The sequence below is a fragment of the Enterovibrio calviensis DSM 14347 genome (assembly GCF_000621165.1).
Taxonomy (GTDB): domain Bacteria; phylum Pseudomonadota; class Gammaproteobacteria; order Enterobacterales; family Vibrionaceae; genus Enterovibrio; species Enterovibrio calviensis.
The window spans coordinates 1,024,322-1,042,566 of sequence record NZ_JHZA01000001.1; the positions used below are offsets into that span (position 1 = coordinate 1,024,322).

Below are 18,245 nucleotides of genomic sequence, written 5' to 3' on the forward strand. Positions count from 1 at the left end.
GGAATTACCCTCCACGGCGCAAATCAGGCGCAGTGGTACGACATTTCAGAGTGAGATTTAGATTATCGGTGGGCGGTACAGAGACTGGGAGCGTTCAATGACACTGATATCTCGCTCAGAGGCGATCAACGCGAGTTGTGTCATGAGTGGTTGAGATTGGTAGGCTGGGGACAGCAAAGCAATGGAGGTAAAGCAAGTTGCTGAACAGCAGTTATGAATCATGTCAGTGTCGTCGCCGCAATGCATTGGGCTAGCACTTGGTTGATGAGCGTGTTCGTCAGTGAGTTCGTGATTGTTGTGTTGAGCGTGGAGATTGTCGAGTTGCATTCCCATGCCGCAATCGACGGCGTTGGCAGACATGTTATGTCCGCTCATCATATCCATCTGCATAGACATAGAAGATGCGCTAGAGGCAAAACTGGAGAGCAGCATGACAAGCAAGCTGATCACTGAAATCCAGAATGTGCGTAAAGAAGAAAAGCGCATCACATAACTATTTAGATGAAATATTACTAAAGAGTATAAAGCTTACCGCTAGGGTAAGGTCAATCAGTTTTAGCTTTTCAACCAAAGAAGCGCTCAGTTTGCTGCTAACTTGTTCAAATTGCTATGAAGTTAGCCAGCAATTTAAGAGGCTGGCTCTAGCAGTTTAAGAAACTGGCTCAACATGGCAGGGAATATCCAGCAACAGATCCGCCAAATTTGTCGGATGAATCATATCTTTTTTGGCGATACCCATCTGCATGGCAACTTGCTTGTTGTACAACTCCCAATGCTTTAGCAATAGCGCATCTTCATCACCACCTAGCTCTGGCCATGTTTCATTCAGCATAGGTTTGAGGCTAATCGCCGCATGGGCGTGCTGAAGCATCTGCCACTTCATTTCCCATAACTCAACGGGCGCATCTGGATGCTGCTGGTTGTAGTCTTCAAACAAAGATTTAAACACCGCGGAAAATTGGTCTTTCGAACGCAAGAAGTACGCAAGAAGGGCATCGTTTTTCTGGCGAACGGCATCAGCGATAAATTGAATCGGTTTAGGTTCGCACAAGATGACAGCGTTTAACCTGACCAAGAACAGGTAGATACGGTGAGCGCTGTCTTGTGTATCGGAGATTTCCAATAGCAATTGAGAAATATAGCGCTGCAAATAGCTATCCATTCCGTCACTTACGGCCTGCCAAATCTGTTCTTTGCTGCCAAAGTGATAGCGGATCAAACTGTGAGACACGCCTGCGTTCTCACTGATATTCCTCAGTGATACGCGCTCAAAACCAAGCTCTGCAAACATATCAGCTGCCACGTGCATGATGAGGCACTTTGTTTGCTCTGCGGTTTCTGCGCTTCGGCGTCCTTGTTTTCTCTCTTGGGTGGCTTTCGACTGCATGGCTTTAACAACGCTCCGTAAGATGACTAACGCTTTGTAACAGATAAGAGTTTACGACACCAATTTTTTTACTGCACAGGTGGAAAATATATTGATCCAATTCAAAATGCAAATATACTGCACGGGTGTGTAATAAAAATATTGGAGAGAGTGAAGTGCGATATCAACGATTGAAACGCACCCTCGGGAACTTGCTGGTTATGTTAACAACAGTTGGTTTACTAGCGGGTTGTAACGAAGCCATATCGGAAACACCGGAAGCGATGCCGATCAAACCTGTGAAACTGTTGGCCGTTCAGGATTATGTGGTTTCAGAAACAGATAACTTCTTGGCAGAAATTGATGCCACCAAGCGTGCGCAGTTGTCGTTTCAGGTTGGCGGAGAAATCCAAGATCTTGCTGTGCGAATGGGGCAACACGTAAAGAAAGGTGAGTTGCTGGCGGTGTTAGACCCAAGCGACTTAACACTGGCGTTGGACTCAGCCAATGCACGTTATTCTTTGGCGAAAACCCAATGGAAACGTACGCAACAGCTGTATAAAAAACAATTGGTCAGCACTGATGTGTACGATCAGGCGGAAACGCGTTACAAAGCAGAGTTAGCGCATTACGAGCAAGCAAAAACCGAGCTCGAATATACCCAAGTTGTTGCGCCATTTGATGGCGTTGTGGCATATACCTTTGCCAAGCAACACCAAGTTGTTGCTGCGAAACAGCCCATTCTCAATATTATCGATAACACCCAACTTGATGTGTCGTTTGCCTTGCCCGTCCACTATGTTGAGCAGTTAGGTATAGATACGCTGACCGAACAGCCTTTGTGGGTGATGATGGACAGCGATCCGACAACGAGAATCCCCGGCAAGTTTAAAGAACTGTCTACCCAACCAAATACCGAAACCAATACCTACCAAGCGACATTGACCATCGTTCGCCCCGAAGCACGTAACTTGCTCAGTGGCATGACGGGACATGTTCTGATCGCGAAATCTCAAACCGGACTTCAGCTTTCTCTGCCCGAATCTGCTTGGGTTAGCCGTGATGCCGAACAAGGCACTGTATGGGTCATGGACGAGACAACGCAGCGTGTTGCCAAAACCGCAGTGCGCCTCGATGGTGAAGGGCGAATTGCACAAGGCTTAGACGTGACCGACTTAGTGGTTGTCGCCGGTGTTGAAAGCCTGAGTGAAGGACAAGAAGTGAAAGCATGGATTCGCGAGGATGGCATTTAATGAAATTAAGAACACTTACCGTCGCCATTGTCAGCGTATTGATGTTGTCGGCGTGCTCCCAAGATGAAAAAGAAGCGGTGGTGGCGCAGCCTTTGTATGTGTCGACGACGGCCATTGATGCACCCGTTAAAAATCAGTTTCGTGTATTCAAAGGGCAGGTTGTCCCCGCAGAACAAACGCCGATTGCGTTTCGAACCACGGGCGAAATTCGTGAAGTCTTCGTGAAATCAGGAGACAAAGTTGTCAGAGGACAACCCATTGCGCAGCTAGATGACAGCAGTGTGCAGCAAGCATTCAACGATGCTAAAGCACAGTACTCGCTGGCGTCTAAGCAATTGAGCCGAAGTAAAGACTTGTTCGAACGCTCCATGATTTCTGAAGCCGAGTTGGATGAGCTGAATGCTAATCGCCAACTGGCGAAAGCACAGTATGAATTGGCAAAAAACCAGCTCAAATACACTCAACTGAACGCGCCGTTTAGCGGCACGATTTCTGATGTATTTAAAGAACGTTTTGAACGTGTTCAGGCCGGCGAGTCGGTGGTGGATATGTATCAGGACGACAAGGTCTATGTGCAGATCGAACTGTCAGATAACGTTCTCGCGATGATCACGCCAGACGGACGCAGCGTCCAATATCGCCCTATGGTCACCTTCTCGGGTGTCGAAGGGCAGCATCAAATGAATTACCTCGAACACACCAATGAACCTAGCCAGCAAACGGGAAGCTATTCCATGTGGCTAGAACGTGACCAACTGGAACAACCTATCTTACCGGGCACGACTGCAACGGTTGCCGTTGACATGGTAGAGGCGGGCATCACAGCGGTGGACGGTTACCAAGTACCGATGACGGCGTTGCAGGCTGGCGATAACAAAGGGCGATTCTTTGTGTGGAAGCTAAATGGCAACCAAGTGAATCGCGTGGAAGTGGCGGTGTCGCAAGTCAATGGTGACGGGGCCATCATCGCGTCAGGTGTGGTTGAGGGAGACATTTTGATTAACTCCAGTTTGCGTAAGCTACGCGAAGGAAAAGCCGTAGAAACAGCGGAGAAAAATAACGGATGAACATCGCTGAATATTCCATCAAGAACAAAGTGATTAGCTGGCTATTTATTGTCATCTTGGCCATTGGCGGCGTGACTTCGTTTCTTGAATTGGGCCGATTAGAAGACCCTGCATTTACGATCAAAGATGCCATGGTGGTGGCGACCTATCCGGGCGCTACACCGCAAGAAGTGGAGGAAGAACTCACCTATCCACTGGAAAAAGAAATTCGTCGTTTGCCTTATATCGACAAGATTACATCAACGTCATCAAGCGGCATGTCGCAGATTATGGTGAGCATGAAGATGGACTATGGTCCTGACGAATTACCACAAATCTGGGATGAGATGCGTCGTAAGATCAACGACCTTAAACCGACGTTGCCTGCGGGTGTGAATTCGCTCTCTATCATTGATGATTTCGGTGATGTGTTTGGTGTGATGATCATGCTAAGCGGTGAAGGGTATGACTACGTTGAACTCAAGCGATATGCCGATGTGATGTCTCGTGACCTTGAAATGGTCGATGGGGTTGGCAAAGTATCGATTGCTGGCGATCAGCAAGAGATGTTGTTCGTCGAGGTTTCTCTCGATCGCCTTGCGTCACTCAACCTTGATATGTCGAGGGTCGCGGGTTTGTTGAATCAACAAAATAACGTGGTCTCTTCTGGCGAAGTCATGGTGAATGGCGAGAGCTTGGTGATCCGTCCGAGCGGCACGTTGAATTCGGTTGAATCACTAGAAAACCTGATCATTCACGGTCGAGATACGGGCAACCTTATTCGATTAAAAGACGTGGCGACCGTGGTGCGTGGCATTCAAGAAAAGCCCACCAATGTTGTTACCTATAACGGAAAGCCAGCCATTAACCTTGGGGTTTCTTTTGCGAGTGGCGTGAACGTCGTTGAAGTGGGTCAACGTCTGACTGACGAAATCGCTCACCTAGAAACCATGAAACCCGCCGGCATAGAGCTGAACTACTTCTATAACCAAGCGGCAGAAGTGGATGCGTCGGTGCAGGACTTCATTGTGAGTCTTGGGCAAGCAGTTGCCATTGTTATTCTTGTATTGCTGTTTGCGATGGGTATTCGAAGCGGCATCATCATTGGTGTTGTGCTCTTGCTTACCGTGTTCGGTACTTTCATTTTGATGGAGTACAACGACATTGAACTTCACCGCATCTCGCTAGGCGCATTGATCATTGCGCTGGGTATGCTGGTGGATAACGCAATCGTGGTCGTTGAGGGGATTTTGGTCGGGCTCAAAAAAGGCCGTACCAAGATGCAAGCGGCGTCAGACATTGTTAAGCAAACACAGTGGCCGCTACTCGGTGCGACTGTTATTGCGATTACCGCGTTTGCACCGATCGGCTTGTCTGAAGATGCCACGGGTGAATTCATGGGCTCGTTGTTTTGGGTACTGTGTTATTCGTTGTTCTTGAGCTGGATTACGGCGCTGACGATTACGCCGTTCCTTGCTGACTTGCTGTTGAAGGAAGAAAACGTTTCCAACAACGCCGATGGCGCGGATGCTCAACAGAGCGCAAGCCAGCAAGAATATGACGACCCATACAAAGGCTGGTTGTTTGTGTTGTTCGGCTGGACGCTTAAACTGGCGATGCGCTTTCGTTGGGTAACGGTAGTGAGCATGGTGGCGCTTTTGTTTACCGCAGTCTTTGCGTTTGGCATGGTGAAGCAACAGTTCTTCCCACCGTCGAATACGCCAATGTTTTACGTGGACATGTGGATGCCAGAAGGCACCGACATACGTGAAACTATTAAGCAGACTGAACGCGTTGAGAAGTACGTGCGCGAACAAGAACACGTCGAATTTGTTTCAACGTCAGTGGGGCAGGGTTTGCAGCGTTTCGCGCTGACTTATCAGCCAGAACAAAGCTACGAAGCCTATGCGCAGCTTCAAGTTCGAACCACGGATAGAGAAAACATGTTCGTGGTATTGAACGGCCTGACGGGGGAGCTCTCACGTCAGTTTGACACGCCGACCTTCCAGTTCAAGCTGATGGAGTTCGGGCCGTCTCCAGCATCAAAAATAGAAGCACGAATCACGGGCTCTGATCCGCAGGTATTGCGTGAAATCGCGCTACAAGTTGAAGACATTCTTCACACGGATCCGGGCGCACGAAACATTCGCCATGATTGGCGTGAGCGTACCAAAGAATTGGTACCCGTGTTCAATGAATCCAAAGCGCGTCGTCTTGGCATTTCGAAAGAAGATTTGTCGAATACACTGCAAATGACGTTTGGTGGCTCCGCCATGGGTTTGCTGCGCGATGGTGCCGATATTCTGCCGATTGTGGGTCGTCTACCGGAATCTGAGCGCGTGGATTTCGAATCGCTTCAAAACGCTAAGATTTGGAGCCCATCGTTACAGGCGTATGTGCCGATCGACCAAGTGATTGATGGTGTTTCGTTGTCATGGGATGAGCCACTGATTAAGCGTCGTGATCGTAAGCGTACGTTAACGGTATTGGCTGACCATGATGTGCTGAGTGAAGACACTGCAGCGGCTTTGTTTACGCGCATTCAGCCAAAAGTGATGGCGCTGGATCTTCCTGACGGTTACGGCATTAGCTGGGGCGGCGAATATGAGTCGTCGAAAGACGCGCAAGACTCATTATTTGGCTCGTTGCCAATGGGCTACTTGCTGATGTTCGTGATCACCATGCTGTTGTTTAACTCGTTGAAGAAGCCCTTGGTAATTTGGTTTACCGTGCCGCTTTCTATCATTGGTGTGTCATTTGGTCTGCTGTTGTGGAACATGCCATTTAGCTTCACGGCATTCCTCGGTCTATTGAGTCTGAGCGGCATGATCTTGAAAAACGGCATCGTATTGATGGATCAGATCAACATCGAGATGGATTCAGGCAAAGACCCGTATCTGGCCATTGTGGACAGTGCAGTGAGCCGTGTGCGTCCTGTGAGTATGGCGGCATTGACGACGATTCTTGGCTTGGTGCCACTCATGTTTGATGCGTTCTTTGGCTCAATGGCAATCACCATCATGGCAGGTCTTGGTTTTGCCACCATCCTGACGTTGATTGTAGTGCCAGTGATGTACTCACTGTTGTTTAAGATTAAGCCACCGAAGACGGTAAAATCTGGCAGCAACGACCACTCAAATGACCACCCAAATGACTCCCTGTTAGAGAGCCAGCCAAATAAAGGGAAAGCGTTGGAAGCTGCAGAAGCGCTCTAATCGTAACCTCTCTGTGAAATAGCCAAAAAGCCCCGATTTCGGGGCTTTTTTTTGCTACCTAGGCGTTTCACTATCCATCGAGTTAAGCCGCTTTCCAGCTTCCGCTGTGAACCAGCTTATCGGTTACTTTGTCGATGGCTTTCTTGGCACGAGACACAATTGCATCAATGTCTGCATGATCGACAATGAGCGGTGGCGCAAAGCCCAAAATGTCGCCGTGAGGCATGGCGCGAGCGATGAGGCCTTCTTCGATACACGCAGCAGCAATTTGAGGGCCGACCTTGAGGTTCGGATCAAAGTGTTCGCGCTTGTGTTTGTTGCTCGAAAACTCTAGCGCATGAAGCAAACCAACACCTCGGCTGTCGCCAATCAGTGGGTGGTTAGCAAACGCGGCTTGCATCTGTTGTTGGAAGTATGCGCCCGTGTCTCGTGCATTGGCAGTCAGGTTTTCACGCTCGATAATATCGAGATTACACAAAGCTGACGCCGCGCCGAGCGGATGGCCGGAATAGGTATAACCGTGACCAATCGCGCCCCATTGGTCAGTGCCATCTTCAAGCACTTGCCAAACTTTCTGACCCACCATGACGCCAGACAGCGGTTGATAGGCAGAGGTCAGCCCTTTAGCGACGGTGATCAGGTCTGGTTTCATGTCATACATGATTGAGCCAAAGTCCGCACCGAGTCGACCAAAGCCACATACCACTTCGTCCGAAATTAGGAGCACGTCGTATTTGTCTAACACCTTGCGAATTTCCTGCCAGTAACCTTCTGGTGGTGGCACGATGCCGCCTGTGCCTAATACCGGTTCACCAATCATGGCAGCTACGGTTTCTGGGCCTTCTGCGAGGATCATTTTTTCCAGTTCGTCAGCACAGTGTTTGGAAAACTCGCGTTCAGTCATGCCGTCGTCTTCGCGGCGATAATAGTACGGAGCGAGAGTGTGTTTGATGCGCTCTAAAGGCAGATCAAAGTGGGCGTGGAACAATGGCAATCCTGTCATTGAACCTGACGCGATGCTTGAACCGTGGTAACCACGATCACGCGAAATCACTTTCTTCTTCTCAGGCAAGCCACGGGCGTTGTTGTAGTACCAAACCAACTTGAGCTGGGTTTCGTTGGCATCACTTCCCGACATACCGTAGTACACCTTGCTCATGCCTTGGCCTGCCATTTTTAGAATGCGTTCCGACAGGGAAATCAGGGCTTCATTGGTGTGCCCTACGTAGGTGTGATAGTAGGCAAGCTTCTTGGCTTGTTCGTAAATGGCCTCGGCCATTTCTTCACGTCCGTAACCGATGTTAACGCAATACAGGCCAGCAAAACCGTCAATCAGTTCAATGCCTTCAGAGTCCTGAATGCGAATTCCTTTTGCGCTGGTAATGATGCGACCGGGAAGATCACCATCGGCGTATTGCTTTAAATGTGTCGACGCATGGAACACATTCTGGCGGTCGATTTCGAGCAGTGCTTTGGTATCAATTTTCTGTGTCATAACAAACTCCTTTTCTGCCATGTGCGTTAAGCGCTGGCTTCATATTCTTTGGCTAAGGATTCTGGTTCCTAGTCTTCAAGTGCATAGTCTTCAAATGCATAGGCGAAGGCTTAACAGCCGCTGGCTGTTGGCAGTCCGCCGAGGCAGTAGTATTTGATTTCGCTGTATTCGTCGAACCCGTGACGGCTACCTTCACGCCCGAGCCCAGATTGCTTCATTCCACCAAAGGGGATGGGATGACCTGTCATCTTCACGCTATTCACACTCACCATGCCAAACTCTAATCCACGCATGAGCTTCCAAATATCGCGGATGTCGTTGCCATAAACATAAGCGGCGAGGCCATATTCGGTGTCATTGGCTGCGGTGATGAGTGCGTCTAAATCGTCGTACGCAATCACGCCAGCAACCGGGCAGAAGTTTTCTTCGCGATACACCGACATATCAGGAGTGACGTCTGCCAATAACACCGGATTGAAGAAGTTGCCCTTCAAGGCATTGTGTGGGGAACCCATGACCAAGGTGGCGCCTTTCTCTAAAGCGTCATCAACGAGTGATTGTGCTTTATCAACGGCTTGATGATTGATAAGCGGGCCAAGGTCGATACCTTTTCGCATCCCATCGCCGACGCGTAACTTCTTCATGCCAGCCGCAAAGGCAGCAATAAATTCGTCGTGTTTTTCGCGGGGGACAAAGATGCGATTGGCGGCAAGGCAATCTTGCCCAGAGGTTTGAAACTTGGCGTCAATGGCTGCGCTAGCTGCTTCTTGAATGTCCATGTCTGGCAGCACGATGAACGGCGCGTTTCCACCCAGTTCCATGCTGCATTTCTTGACGGTGTTGGCACATTGCGCCAGCAATAACTTGCCGACACGCGTTGAGCCGGTAAATGAAAGGGCTTTGACGTTATCAGACGCACACAAGGTGGCTGAGATCATGGGTGCATCACCTGTGACGACATTGAATACACCCGCAGGGATGCCTGCACGTTCTGCTAGTTCAGCGAGAGCCAATGCGGAGAATGGCGTTTCGTTGGCGGGCTTGATCACGATCGTGCAACCAATGGCTAGTGCGGCCGCGGCTTTGCGCGTGATCATCGCATTGGGGAAGTTCCAAGGGGTGATCAATGCGGCGACACCAATGGGTTCTCGTAGCGTCGCAAGCTGTGCATTGGGAATGTGGCTAGGAATGGTTTCGCCATAAGCTCGACGGCCTTCCTCCGCGAACCAACGCACAAATGACGCACCGTATTCGATTTCACCGCGTGCTTCGTCGAGTGTTTTGCCTTGCTCTAACACCATGAGGCGCGCCAAATCTTCCTTGTTGGCGAGCAAAAGGTCATGCCAAACCATGAGCAGCGAAGCTCGCTGTTCTGCGGATAACGCTCGCCACTTCACAAATGCTTTGTCAGCGGCGTTAATGGCTTGGTCGATCTGAGATTTTTTCAAAGAGGTCACATAGCCAATCACCCGATCGTCTGCGGGGTTGATGACTGGAATATCTTGGGTGCCTGTCACCCATTTCCCGTTGATGTAGGCGAGTTGGCGAAGTAATCGTGCATCTTCAAGATGCGCGAGTACCGCATCGCTCGCTTTGCCTTCGTAAGGTAGATTTAGTGCGGCCATCAATGACCTCCCATGCAGGTTTTTGTTGTCCTAGTGATAAATGTAAGTCACTTACTGCGTGGGAGTTTTCTGTTAAGGGAGGCGTAGGATGGTGTTTTTTTCAATTAAACGGCTAAAGACTTGGTGTTTTTTCTGTGAAGCCAAAATACGGGGGCTTTCGATAGAGGATCGCTGAGAAATGAATCATCGCATCGCGTGGAAAAGGGGGGATTTAGCGCAATAAATTGTCATCGATTTCTAACTCATCACCTTGATGCTTAATCGTTTTGGTCACGATGTAGGTGTAGTAGCGTTCTATACAGAGGTCTGAAATTAGCCAACTGTCGATCAGGCGCTGATATTGATCGATGTCTTGCACCATGACCCGCAAGATGTAATCAATCCCTCCACCCGTGGCAAAACAGTCGGCAACATCAGGGCATGCTTGCATGGCTTCTTCGAAACGCTGAAAGCTTGATGCGTCATGCTTACCCAGCGTGACTTCGACCAATACAGGCGTTTTCTTGTTCAGAAAATGAGGGTTAATTTTGGCGCCATAGCCTTCGATGATTCCCGCTTCTTCGAGTCGTTTTACTCGTTCCCAGCAAGGGCTGATCGACAGGTTGATCGCTTCTGCGAGGTGTGACTTGGTGATACGACCTTGAGTGCTGAGGATTTGGAGAATTTTAGTGTCATATCGGTCAAGTCGCATTCATGACTCCGTCAAAGAATTGATTTACCCATTAAGCGTGGCACAGAGTTGCGTCGATGGGGTTTTACGTTTCATTTTTTGCGAATACGACATTGAAGAGCATCAGCGTTATTTGAGTACTTTAGCCAGTACGGCGAAGGTATCACCAAGGCTCACTTTTGCAGAGTGACGTCGCGCGGCGATGATGCCATCAGTTTCTGAATAATAGGGAACAGGTGGTTGTCCCGTTCGCTCTGTGGAGTAAATACGAGCAATCAGATCGCCTTTTTCGATAGCGTCTCCTAAAGCCACACACATCTCTAAAATGCCATTGTGCTCGCTCTGTAAATAGCATTCTGCATTGGGGATTTCCAACGCAATAGGGGGTGAGGTCGGCGAGAGGTAATGACTTTTCAATACGCCACTGTAGACGAGGAAGTTATGAATTCCTCGATCTGCCATTTCGATAGTCTCAGGCGTGGTTGTGCCGCCGCCGCGAAGCTCCGTGGTTACAAACACCTTTCCTTGGTTTTCAACCGCCGTGTCATAAAGCTGCGTTGGGTCTATTTCTTCCATATAGAAACAAAAGGGCGCACCAAATAATCTCGCGCCTTCTATGCAGCGAGATTCTTGCGCTTTGTCGCTCAAGCGATGAGCGGCTGCAAAGGGCAAAATGTCGAGTGTTTTGCCGCCGGAGTGGATATCGAGCGCGGTATCGCATAATGGGATCAAATGGCGAGTAAAGTAATCAGCCATTCGTTCAGTCATGCTGCCGTAAGGATGCCCGGGGAAGGCGCGGTTCATGTTTCCATTATCGATGGGGGAAACACGACTTCCTGCGTCCACCGCAGGTTGGTTCATCATGGGAATGATAATCACTCGGCCTTGAACATCGTCCATCGACAGGGTGTGAGTGAGTTTGAGTAACGAGGTGATGCCTTCGTATTCGTCGCCATGGTTACCGCCGGTTAATAACGCCGTTGGGCCGTCACCGTTTTTGATGACGGTAATTGGCGTCATGATTGCGCCCCACGCAGAGGCGTCATGGGAGTAAGGCAGTTTTAAGAAACCGTGTTGTATTCCGTCTGCATCAAAATCAACAGTGGCTGACACTGAGCTCGGCGGGAGTTTTTCCATCGAATGTCGTTCCTCGGCATGGTTGCTGTTTGTCGCTCGGTTTGCTGAATCTGCAGCCTGTCATTACTTGGGTATAGCAGCTCAATGTTTAACAAACAATTGCCTTGGAAAGTTACACAGCGTTTCTGCGCCATATTGAGTGATAACAATACTTTCAGTGGTTTCCATGCCCCAGTTATCCATCCAAAGGCCGGGCATGAAATGAAATGTCATGCCTTCTTTCAATATTGTCTGATCGGTTTCTCGCAAGCTCATGGTGCGCTCGCCCCAATCGGGAGGGTAACTCATTCCGATAGGGTATCCGCATCGAGAACCACCGCGGTCAAAGCCGTATTTTTCCATAATGGCGTTGAGCGCACTGGCGATGTCGCCACAGGTATTACCGGGGCGAGCCACGGCTAAACCGGCCTCTAGCCCTTCATTCAGCGCTTCATTGGCGCGTTTGAAATGATCGGCAGGCTCTCCAAGGTAGATCGTGCGAGAAAGCGGGCAGTGATAACGTCGATGTACCCCAGCCATTTCGATAAACGTTCCTTCCCCTTTTTTAAACGGGCGGTCGTCGTAGGTTAGGTGAGGGGCTGACGCATCAACACCAGATGGAAGCAGGGGGACAATGGCAGCGTAATCGCCAAAGTGTCCATCATGACCAATGACCGAATGTTTATTAATTTCTGCGACCAGAATGTGTTTCGGCAGGCCAGGTTCAATCAAATCGAACGCGACGCGGTGCATGTTCTCGACGATGCGAGCCGCAGCGCGCATGTAATATAATTCTTGTTCTGATTTTTGAGCACGACACCAGTTGACCAGACCTGTTGCATCGACGAAAGACGCAAAAGGGAGATTGTCGCGAAGGGCTTCATATGCTGTGGCGCTGAAATAGTAATTGTCTTTTTCAACGCCAATACGTCCGCGATCCCAGAGCTTTTCGGTAAGAACCGCGGTGGCAAGGTATTCCATGGGGTGAAGAGGCGGATTCATGACATAGTGGTCAGGGTAACCCACCACATTGTCATGATGCATGTGTACTGTGCGGCGTGCGCCATTGGCGTCTTGATTGCGACCAAACCATAATGGTTCGTCGGTGTGACCAATAACCACGCACTGTGGAACGTAAAACGACCAGCCGTCATAACCTGTTAGCCACGCCATATTGGAAGGGTCGTGAACGATAAGCAGGTCAATTTCGTTAATTTCCATGGCTGCACGGACTTTCGCCAGCCGGACGCCGAACTCTTCGAGCGTAAAATTTAGCACAACGTCACTCATGCCCCTTTCTCCTAAACATACCGCCCAATTGGACGAACGTTGACATCACAAGAGTCATCGCCAGTCATCAGCAGGTGGAATTCGGGGTCGATATTCCGCCGTTAATGCAAGATGGCTGTTTTGCCTCCCAGCTTTGCTTCATGTTTATAAGAACGAACATGCAGCGCGTTTTGTTCAGTGGTCTGCCTCCTTTTCATTTCTATTTCGAAGGACTACAGTTTTTATATGACAAAGCAGTTCAATGCAGATCAATGTGAATCCAATGTCATGAAACTTTTCATTAACATATATTACACATACACCATCGATTAAATTTTGGTCAATAAAAACTTTGAACTATGACAATTAAGTTAAACCTCGAATTGGCCTCAGGGCTCCCGAAATATCTGGCGATCTCAAAAGCGATAATTGAGCAAATTTCTGCTGGCGTCTTGGTGTCAGGCACGAAATTACCACCTCATCGCGAGCTTGCTGATCAACTGTCTGTGAGTGTGCAGACGGTGAGTAATGCCTATGCACATGTTGAAAAGCAGGGGGCGGTAGAGGCGTGGGTCGGAAGCGGCACGTTTGTACGAAGTTTTGCGCAGGGTAGGGAGAGCGAGTTTCTTCTCACACAAGATGTGAAGAACGAACATTCTGTTGATGATGTGATTGATATGTCGATAGCGCATCCGGTTTACACGAATCAGATAACGCAATTATTCAACGAAACGCTAATGGCTATTGCGCAAAGCGGAGAGACTGCGCATCTTCTGAATTCACCGAGACCTGTACCCGGTCAGCGACGTCATATCGAGGCGGCGTTGCACTACTTGTCTCAGCAGAAGCTTAATGCGGAAGCTGAATGTGTTTTGCTAACAAACGGCGCATGTCATGGCTTGGTACTGGCTCTAGGTACCGCGATCTCCTCCGGTGATACGGTTGCTTGCGAGAGATTGGTGGATCATGGTTTGATTGCTCGTTCCAAAATCTTCAACTTTAAATTGTGCGGCATTGATATGGATGAGCAAGGCATCATCCCTGAAGCACTGGAAAAAGCCTGTCAGCAACGTGAAATTAAGGCTCTGGCCTGCACGCCAAGCATGAGTAACCCCACCAATGCACACATGGGACTGGATCGTCGAATTGCGATTGCTGACGTCGTACAGCGATATAATCTTACCCTTATTGAAGACGATGTTTATGGCGCGTTAGAGCCACATCGTCAGCCGCCTATTTCCAGCATGATCCCTGATCAAAGCTTCTATGTAACCAGCCTAACTAAGACTGTCGCTCCTGGGTTGCGAGTGGGCTATTTGGTTGTTCCTCGTCATCTCAAACAACACGCAGTTGGACGTTTAGCGGCAACGAGTTGGATGGCGACGCCTTTGCCATTTGAAATCGCCAGTCATTGGATTGTAAACGGCTCCGTTGAGCGCATTGAAGCGTTTCAGCGACAGGAGTTTGCTGCGAGACAGCGCCTAACCGCGAAATCTTTTTCGGGACTGTCTTTTTCTGCACATCCTTACGGTCAACATGTGTGGTTAACCTTGCCGTGTGAATGGCAAGCGGACAATTTCTTGGAAGCGGCAAGGCAGGCAGGCGTTCAACTGACGGGTTATCAGCCCTTTAGTCTGGACGCGGACAGTAAGATTAATCATGTTCGTATCAGTTTAGGCGTTGAGGCGAGTCGATATCGTGTAAAACGAGGCTTGCAGATTGTGTCTGATTTGGTGAAGAGCGAGCCGCCTCCGCCCCATTTCCTTCTGTAATTCCAGCCTCTTCATGTTGTTTGGGAATAGTTGGGAATACTTGGGAATGGTCGGGTATAGAGATGAACCATGTCAATTGAAGACATTGAACTGATTGTATATGCGAGTTAATCGCTGAACATAAGGGAATTTAAGATATAAGTGCTTGGCAATTTTAGAACTGACAGTGAGACAACACAATAAACGAACAAAAATGCACCGTAATTGTTGAGCGTAATGTGCAGTTTTGTAGCGGTTTGGAGGTGTTTTCCGTTCTTGGAACGCTGGTTACAATAAATTCAAATATTTCAATTGAGTGGCGATATTCTCGCATATATACTTCGCAAAATTTTATCAATCATACCGAAACAACGTTTGGAAACAGCCTTTCGTAAGTCGTTGACTGAGTGACCCTGAGTTAGCAACGAAAGCCACTAATCTCCCGTTCTCACTAATCATAACGATACGCTTTTTCTAATAGCAGAAAATGGCGTTTTCATTGGGTCTGCCAAAAAAACGGAGTTCGATTAGCTTTCTGATTTCGACGATTGAATCGTATATACCGAGATTCATCATTATATATGCGAGTATTGCCTTCCTTTAAGTATTACTACGACACGTATGTGCGCGACATATCGATCGTTTTTTTACTGATTCTGCCCCTGACAATTTGCAATGCGATGTCGATATTTGTCGGGCATTTACTGAATTTCTCAAACCTTCCTTCGGCGGCTCAGCAGTTCTTTGACTTCTCCAATATATTAATTGGGGTGTATCCAACAGTTCTGTGTTTGATAACCACATACTACTTGTCGTCCAAGCACAGCGTTAACCCTATGCTGGTCACACCTTATGCGCTCGCCATGTTTGTGACGATTTCTCTGGCAAATGGCTTGGTGTCGGGGACGAACGGGCTGCCTAACAATCCATTGGTTGCGCTTCTAACAGCGGGTGTCGCATCGGCGTCTTGTATCTCATTTCGTTTGTACCCGTTGAACCCGCTGCGGGCAGATTTTGTCAGTTCGTTGTATAAACAAGTTGCGCATTTCTTTGGTTTCTTACTTCTCACAATGGCCTTCTCTGGGCTAACGAAGGCGATTATCTCGCACTTTGATAAGTATCGAGATCTACTGATGATTGACCCGCTGACATTCGATGGCGGCGTCATTTATCTCTTCATATTGGGTACTCTGGGTTCTGTTGGAATCAACGGTCACAACTTCCTGTTTAGGGTTAAACAGCAGCTGTTTGAAGATACTCAGATCAATCTGGCTGCATGGGAAGCAGGTGAGGCGACACTGAACATTCTCGGGCAAGGCTTTTACGATGCATTCATGTCGATTGGCGGTTCAGGAAATTCGTTGAGTTTACTTGCGTGTATTTTGTTGTTTTCAAAAGATCGACGTCATACTGCGCTAGCGTTGTCTGCCTTGCCATTGGTGATTTTCAACATCAATGAATTGCTGTTGTTCGGTTTGCCGATTGTCTTTAACCCAATACTGATTGTTCCATTCATTCTCGTTCCGATTCTGAGTTTTGTGGTTGTGTTTGGGGTGATGTCATTAGGTTGGGTTAACCCTGTGAGCACCATCGTTGACTGGATGACACCGCCGTTCTTGAGTGGGTATATCGCGACTCAGGAGAGTGTCGGAGGTGTCCTACTGCAGCTTCTTGTCGTGGTTATTGGCATATTTGTATATCGCCCTTTCTATCTGCTCTATGCGGGTCGAAGTGGGGTCGATGACAAGGCACTCATTCGAAGCGATATTGAAAACAGCACCATGAAAACATTCCTTGGCGATGTAAACAGTTCAATGGGTGGTTACATCAATATGCATGAAGTCAGCCAGCGAGTGAGCCGTATGTTGAACACTGGCGAGTTTGTGATGTTCTATCAACCGCAAGTTCATCTCAATAATCCTGAGCATCTCTCGTTTGAATCTCTGGTTCGTTATAAAGATGACAGTGGTAAGTTGCACCCACCCACATTTGTTTCTGACTTCCAGCATTTGGGTGCTATGTGGCATCTCGATACCATGGTAATCAATCTGGTCCTCGCGGATATGAAGGCGTTTCCGCTCGATAAGGTATGTAGAATTGGGGTAAATGTGTCGGCAGATACGATTTCAAACCCAGGGATCGTTGATTATATTATTGATCGCCTAAATCACTATGAACTGCAGGCTTCGGCACTAGAAATTGAAATTACGGAAGAAGCGATTTTAGATGAGCATAGCCATATTGCTCGTAACATTGCAGCCCTACAAGACATGGGCGTGACAGTGGCTATCGATGATTTTGGATCTGGCTATGCGTCGTTTCCACATTTGCTTAAATTCAATTTCGACAAGGTCAAACTGGACCGCTCACTGTTGCTGAATGTTCAGGAAGAGCGCGGGCAAAACTTGTATCAGTTATTGGCAAAAATCAGTGAAGTGACAGGCTGTGAAATTGTCGCTGAAGGGGTAGAAACTCAGGCTGAAAAGCAGTTCGTGAAAGACTGTGATATTGAGATTTGTCAGGGCTACTATTTCTCTAGGCCTTTACCCCTCGAAGATGCTGTAGTGTGGACACTAAGTGTCGATAGCGATACCTCACTGCCAACAGAGAAAGTCGCATTGTAACGACCTTGAATGAGACTTTCGAGGTGTAAAAAAGCCGCATCATGGATGCGGCTTTTTCATGACAATACTGCCAGTGTTGGTATGTAAACTTATTGGAATGCCAATAATTCAACGTCAAAAATCAAGGTTGAACCTGGCTTGATCGCGCCAGCTGCAGCATTGCCATACGCCAAGTTTGATGGAATAAAGAAACGTGTTTTCTCGCCTCTTTTCATCAATTGAACGCCTTCCGTCCAGCCTTTGATGACTTGATTCAGTCCAAACTCAATCGGTTCACCGCGTTGAACTGAGCTATCAAATACTGAGCCATCGAGCAATGTTCCGTGGTAATGAACGCGAACACGTGATGTGGCTGTTGGGTGTTCCTCACCTTCACCTTGCTCTAATACTTTATATTGAAGCCCTGATGCAGTAGTGATAACGCCTTCTTCCTGCGCATTTTTTTCTAAGAATTCAGCGCCTAATTGCTTGTTCTCTTCAGCCACTTTTTTGGCTTTTTGGCGAATAAGAATGACGAAAACGAATATCACGATGATGACGAGAGGTAACGCAAAATCCATGGTAGCTATCTCACTGTTTGTTATTGGCTGAGCCTGAAATTGTACCCGTCCATCGCAGGGACTCGGCGTCGACCGATTGAGCTGAAAGGGGGTAGTTGTCCATATTATCCTTAAGCATTGCACAGATTGGAATCGTTAAAGATAAACAAGATGTGATGCCATGGCATGTCTCGCGTTAGGTATGCCTTATCTTGGTGCAATCTTTGCGCCAAAACGTATCGTAACCTATTGAATAAAAGCGGTTAGACCCATGGC

Annotated in this window: 12 protein-coding genes and 1 pseudogene; 5 read left to right on the top strand and 8 right to left on the bottom strand. The window is 48.3% G+C overall.

Annotation, left to right across the window (positions count from 1 at the left end; translation table 11 throughout):
- Nucleotides 1-57 precede the first annotated feature (57 nt).
- Both Q365_RS0104395 and Q365_RS0104400 read right to left on the bottom strand, forming a co-directional pair.
- Entirely contained in the window at nt 58-486 is a 429-nt protein-coding gene (locus Q365_RS0104395; protein WP_028022204.1) for a hypothetical protein, read from the bottom strand.
- Between the two features lie 163 nt (nt 487-649).
- Entirely contained in the window at nt 650-1,387 is a 738-nt protein-coding gene (locus Q365_RS0104400) for a TetR/AcrR family transcriptional regulator (RefSeq protein ID WP_028022205.1), read from the bottom strand.
- 155 nt (nt 1,388-1,542) lie between these two features.
- Between Q365_RS0104400 and Q365_RS0104405 the strand changes: the two genes are divergently transcribed.
- From Q365_RS0104405 to Q365_RS25415, 3 genes and pseudogenes are all read left to right on the top strand, one after another.
- Entirely contained in the window at nt 1,543-2,619 is a 1,077-nt protein-coding gene (locus Q365_RS0104405) for an efflux RND transporter periplasmic adaptor subunit (RefSeq protein WP_028022206.1), read from the top strand.
- A complete protein-coding gene (locus Q365_RS0104410) occupies nt 2,619-3,686 on the top strand; it encodes an efflux RND transporter periplasmic adaptor subunit (RefSeq protein WP_028022207.1) in 1,068 nt (355 codons plus the stop codon). The genes Q365_RS0104405 and Q365_RS0104410 overlap by 1 nt, the downstream gene beginning before the upstream one ends.
- Nucleotides 3,683-6,766 (top strand): annotated as a pseudogene (locus Q365_RS25415) (efflux RND transporter permease subunit); the annotation flags it as partial. The gene Q365_RS0104410 and the pseudogene Q365_RS25415, both read left to right, overlap by 4 nt.
- A 196-nt stretch (nt 6,767-6,962) precedes the next feature.
- On the opposite strand, the gene Q365_RS0104420 reads toward Q365_RS25415, so the two are convergent.
- The 5 genes from Q365_RS0104420 to doeA all read right to left on the bottom strand — a co-directional run bounded on the left by Q365_RS0104420 (nt 6,963) and on the right by doeA (nt 13,076).
- Complete coding sequence (locus Q365_RS0104420) at nt 6,963-8,375, bottom strand: aspartate aminotransferase family protein (RefSeq protein ID WP_028022208.1); 1,413 nt, start codon at nt 8,373-8,375, stop codon at nt 6,963-6,965.
- Between the two features lie 110 nt (nt 8,376-8,485).
- The gene (locus Q365_RS0104425; protein WP_028022209.1) at nt 8,486-10,000 is read right to left on the bottom strand and encodes an NAD-dependent succinate-semialdehyde dehydrogenase; all 1,515 of its coding nucleotides are present in this window, start codon (nt 9,998-10,000) and stop codon (nt 8,486-8,488) included.
- A gap of 211 nt (nt 10,001-10,211) precedes the next feature.
- Nucleotides 10,212-10,691, bottom strand: a complete 480-nt coding sequence (locus Q365_RS0104430) for an Lrp/AsnC family transcriptional regulator (RefSeq protein WP_028022210.1) — start codon at nt 10,689-10,691, stop codon at nt 10,212-10,214.
- Between the two features lie 108 nt (nt 10,692-10,799).
- Entirely contained in the window at nt 10,800-11,807 is a 1,008-nt protein-coding gene (gene doeB / locus Q365_RS0104435; RefSeq protein WP_028022211.1) for a N(2)-acetyl-L-2,4-diaminobutanoate deacetylase DoeB, read from the bottom strand.
- Nucleotides 11,808-11,888: 81 nt separating this feature from the next.
- The gene (gene doeA / locus Q365_RS0104440; RefSeq protein WP_028022212.1) at nt 11,889-13,076 is read right to left on the bottom strand and encodes an ectoine hydrolase DoeA; all 1,188 of its coding nucleotides are present in this window, start codon (nt 13,074-13,076) and stop codon (nt 11,889-11,891) included.
- Between the two features lie 338 nt (nt 13,077-13,414).
- Here doeA and ehuR point away from each other — a divergent pair, with 338 nt between their 5' ends.
- Nucleotides 13,415-14,827, top strand: a complete 1,413-nt coding sequence (ehuR, locus tag Q365_RS0104445; RefSeq protein ID WP_028022213.1) for a MocR-like ectoine utilization transcription factor EhuR — start codon at nt 13,415-13,417, stop codon at nt 14,825-14,827.
- Between the two features lie 659 nt (nt 14,828-15,486).
- Nucleotides 15,487-17,430, top strand: coding sequence for an EAL domain-containing protein (locus tag Q365_RS0104450; RefSeq protein WP_456072983.1), 1,944 nt, complete (start codon nt 15,487-15,489; stop codon nt 17,428-17,430).
- Between the two features lie 89 nt (nt 17,431-17,519).
- Here the strand turns inward: Q365_RS0104450 and Q365_RS0104455 are convergent, their stop codons facing one another.
- On the bottom strand, nt 17,520-17,990 hold the full coding sequence (locus tag Q365_RS0104455) for an FKBP-type peptidyl-prolyl cis-trans isomerase (protein ID WP_028022215.1): 471 nt from the start codon (nt 17,988-17,990) through the stop codon (nt 17,520-17,522).
- Nucleotides 17,991-18,245: the final 255 nt, after the last annotated feature.

What these genes read in the sequence shown, in the direction of transcription:
- Q365_RS0104425 (WP_028022209.1), bottom strand. Translation starts at nt 10,000, where the DNA reads ATGGCCGCACTAAATCTACCTTACGAAGGCAAAGCGAGCGATGCGGTA.
- ehuR (WP_028022213.1), top strand. Translation starts at nt 13,415, where the DNA reads ATGACAATTAAGTTAAACCTCGAATTGGCCTCAGGGCTCCCGAAATAT.
- Q365_RS0104455 (WP_028022215.1), bottom strand. Translation starts at nt 17,990, where the DNA reads ATGGATTTTGCGTTACCTCTCGTCATCATCGTGATATTCGTTTTCGTC.
- Q365_RS0104430 (WP_028022210.1), bottom strand. Translation starts at nt 10,691, where the DNA reads ATGCGACTTGACCGATATGACACTAAAATTCTCCAAATCCTCAGCACT.
- Q365_RS0104395 (WP_028022204.1), bottom strand. Translation starts at nt 486, where the DNA reads ATGCGCTTTTCTTCTTTACGCACATTCTGGATTTCAGTGATCAGCTTG.
- doeA (WP_028022212.1), bottom strand. Translation starts at nt 13,076, where the DNA reads ATGAGTGACGTTGTGCTAAATTTTACGCTCGAAGAGTTCGGCGTCCGG.
- Q365_RS0104420 (WP_028022208.1), bottom strand. Translation starts at nt 8,375, where the DNA reads ATGACACAGAAAATTGATACCAAAGCACTGCTCGAAATCGACCGCCAG.
- Q365_RS0104410 (WP_028022207.1), top strand. Translation starts at nt 2,619, where the DNA reads ATGAAATTAAGAACACTTACCGTCGCCATTGTCAGCGTATTGATGTTG.
- Q365_RS0104400 (WP_028022205.1), bottom strand. Translation starts at nt 1,387, where the DNA reads ATGCAGTCGAAAGCCACCCAAGAGAGAAAACAAGGACGCCGAAGCGCA.
- doeB (WP_028022211.1), bottom strand. Translation starts at nt 11,807, where the DNA reads ATGGAAAAACTCCCGCCGAGCTCAGTGTCAGCCACTGTTGATTTTGAT.
- Q365_RS0104450 (WP_456072983.1), top strand. Translation starts at nt 15,487, where the DNA reads ATGTCGATATTTGTCGGGCATTTACTGAATTTCTCAAACCTTCCTTCG.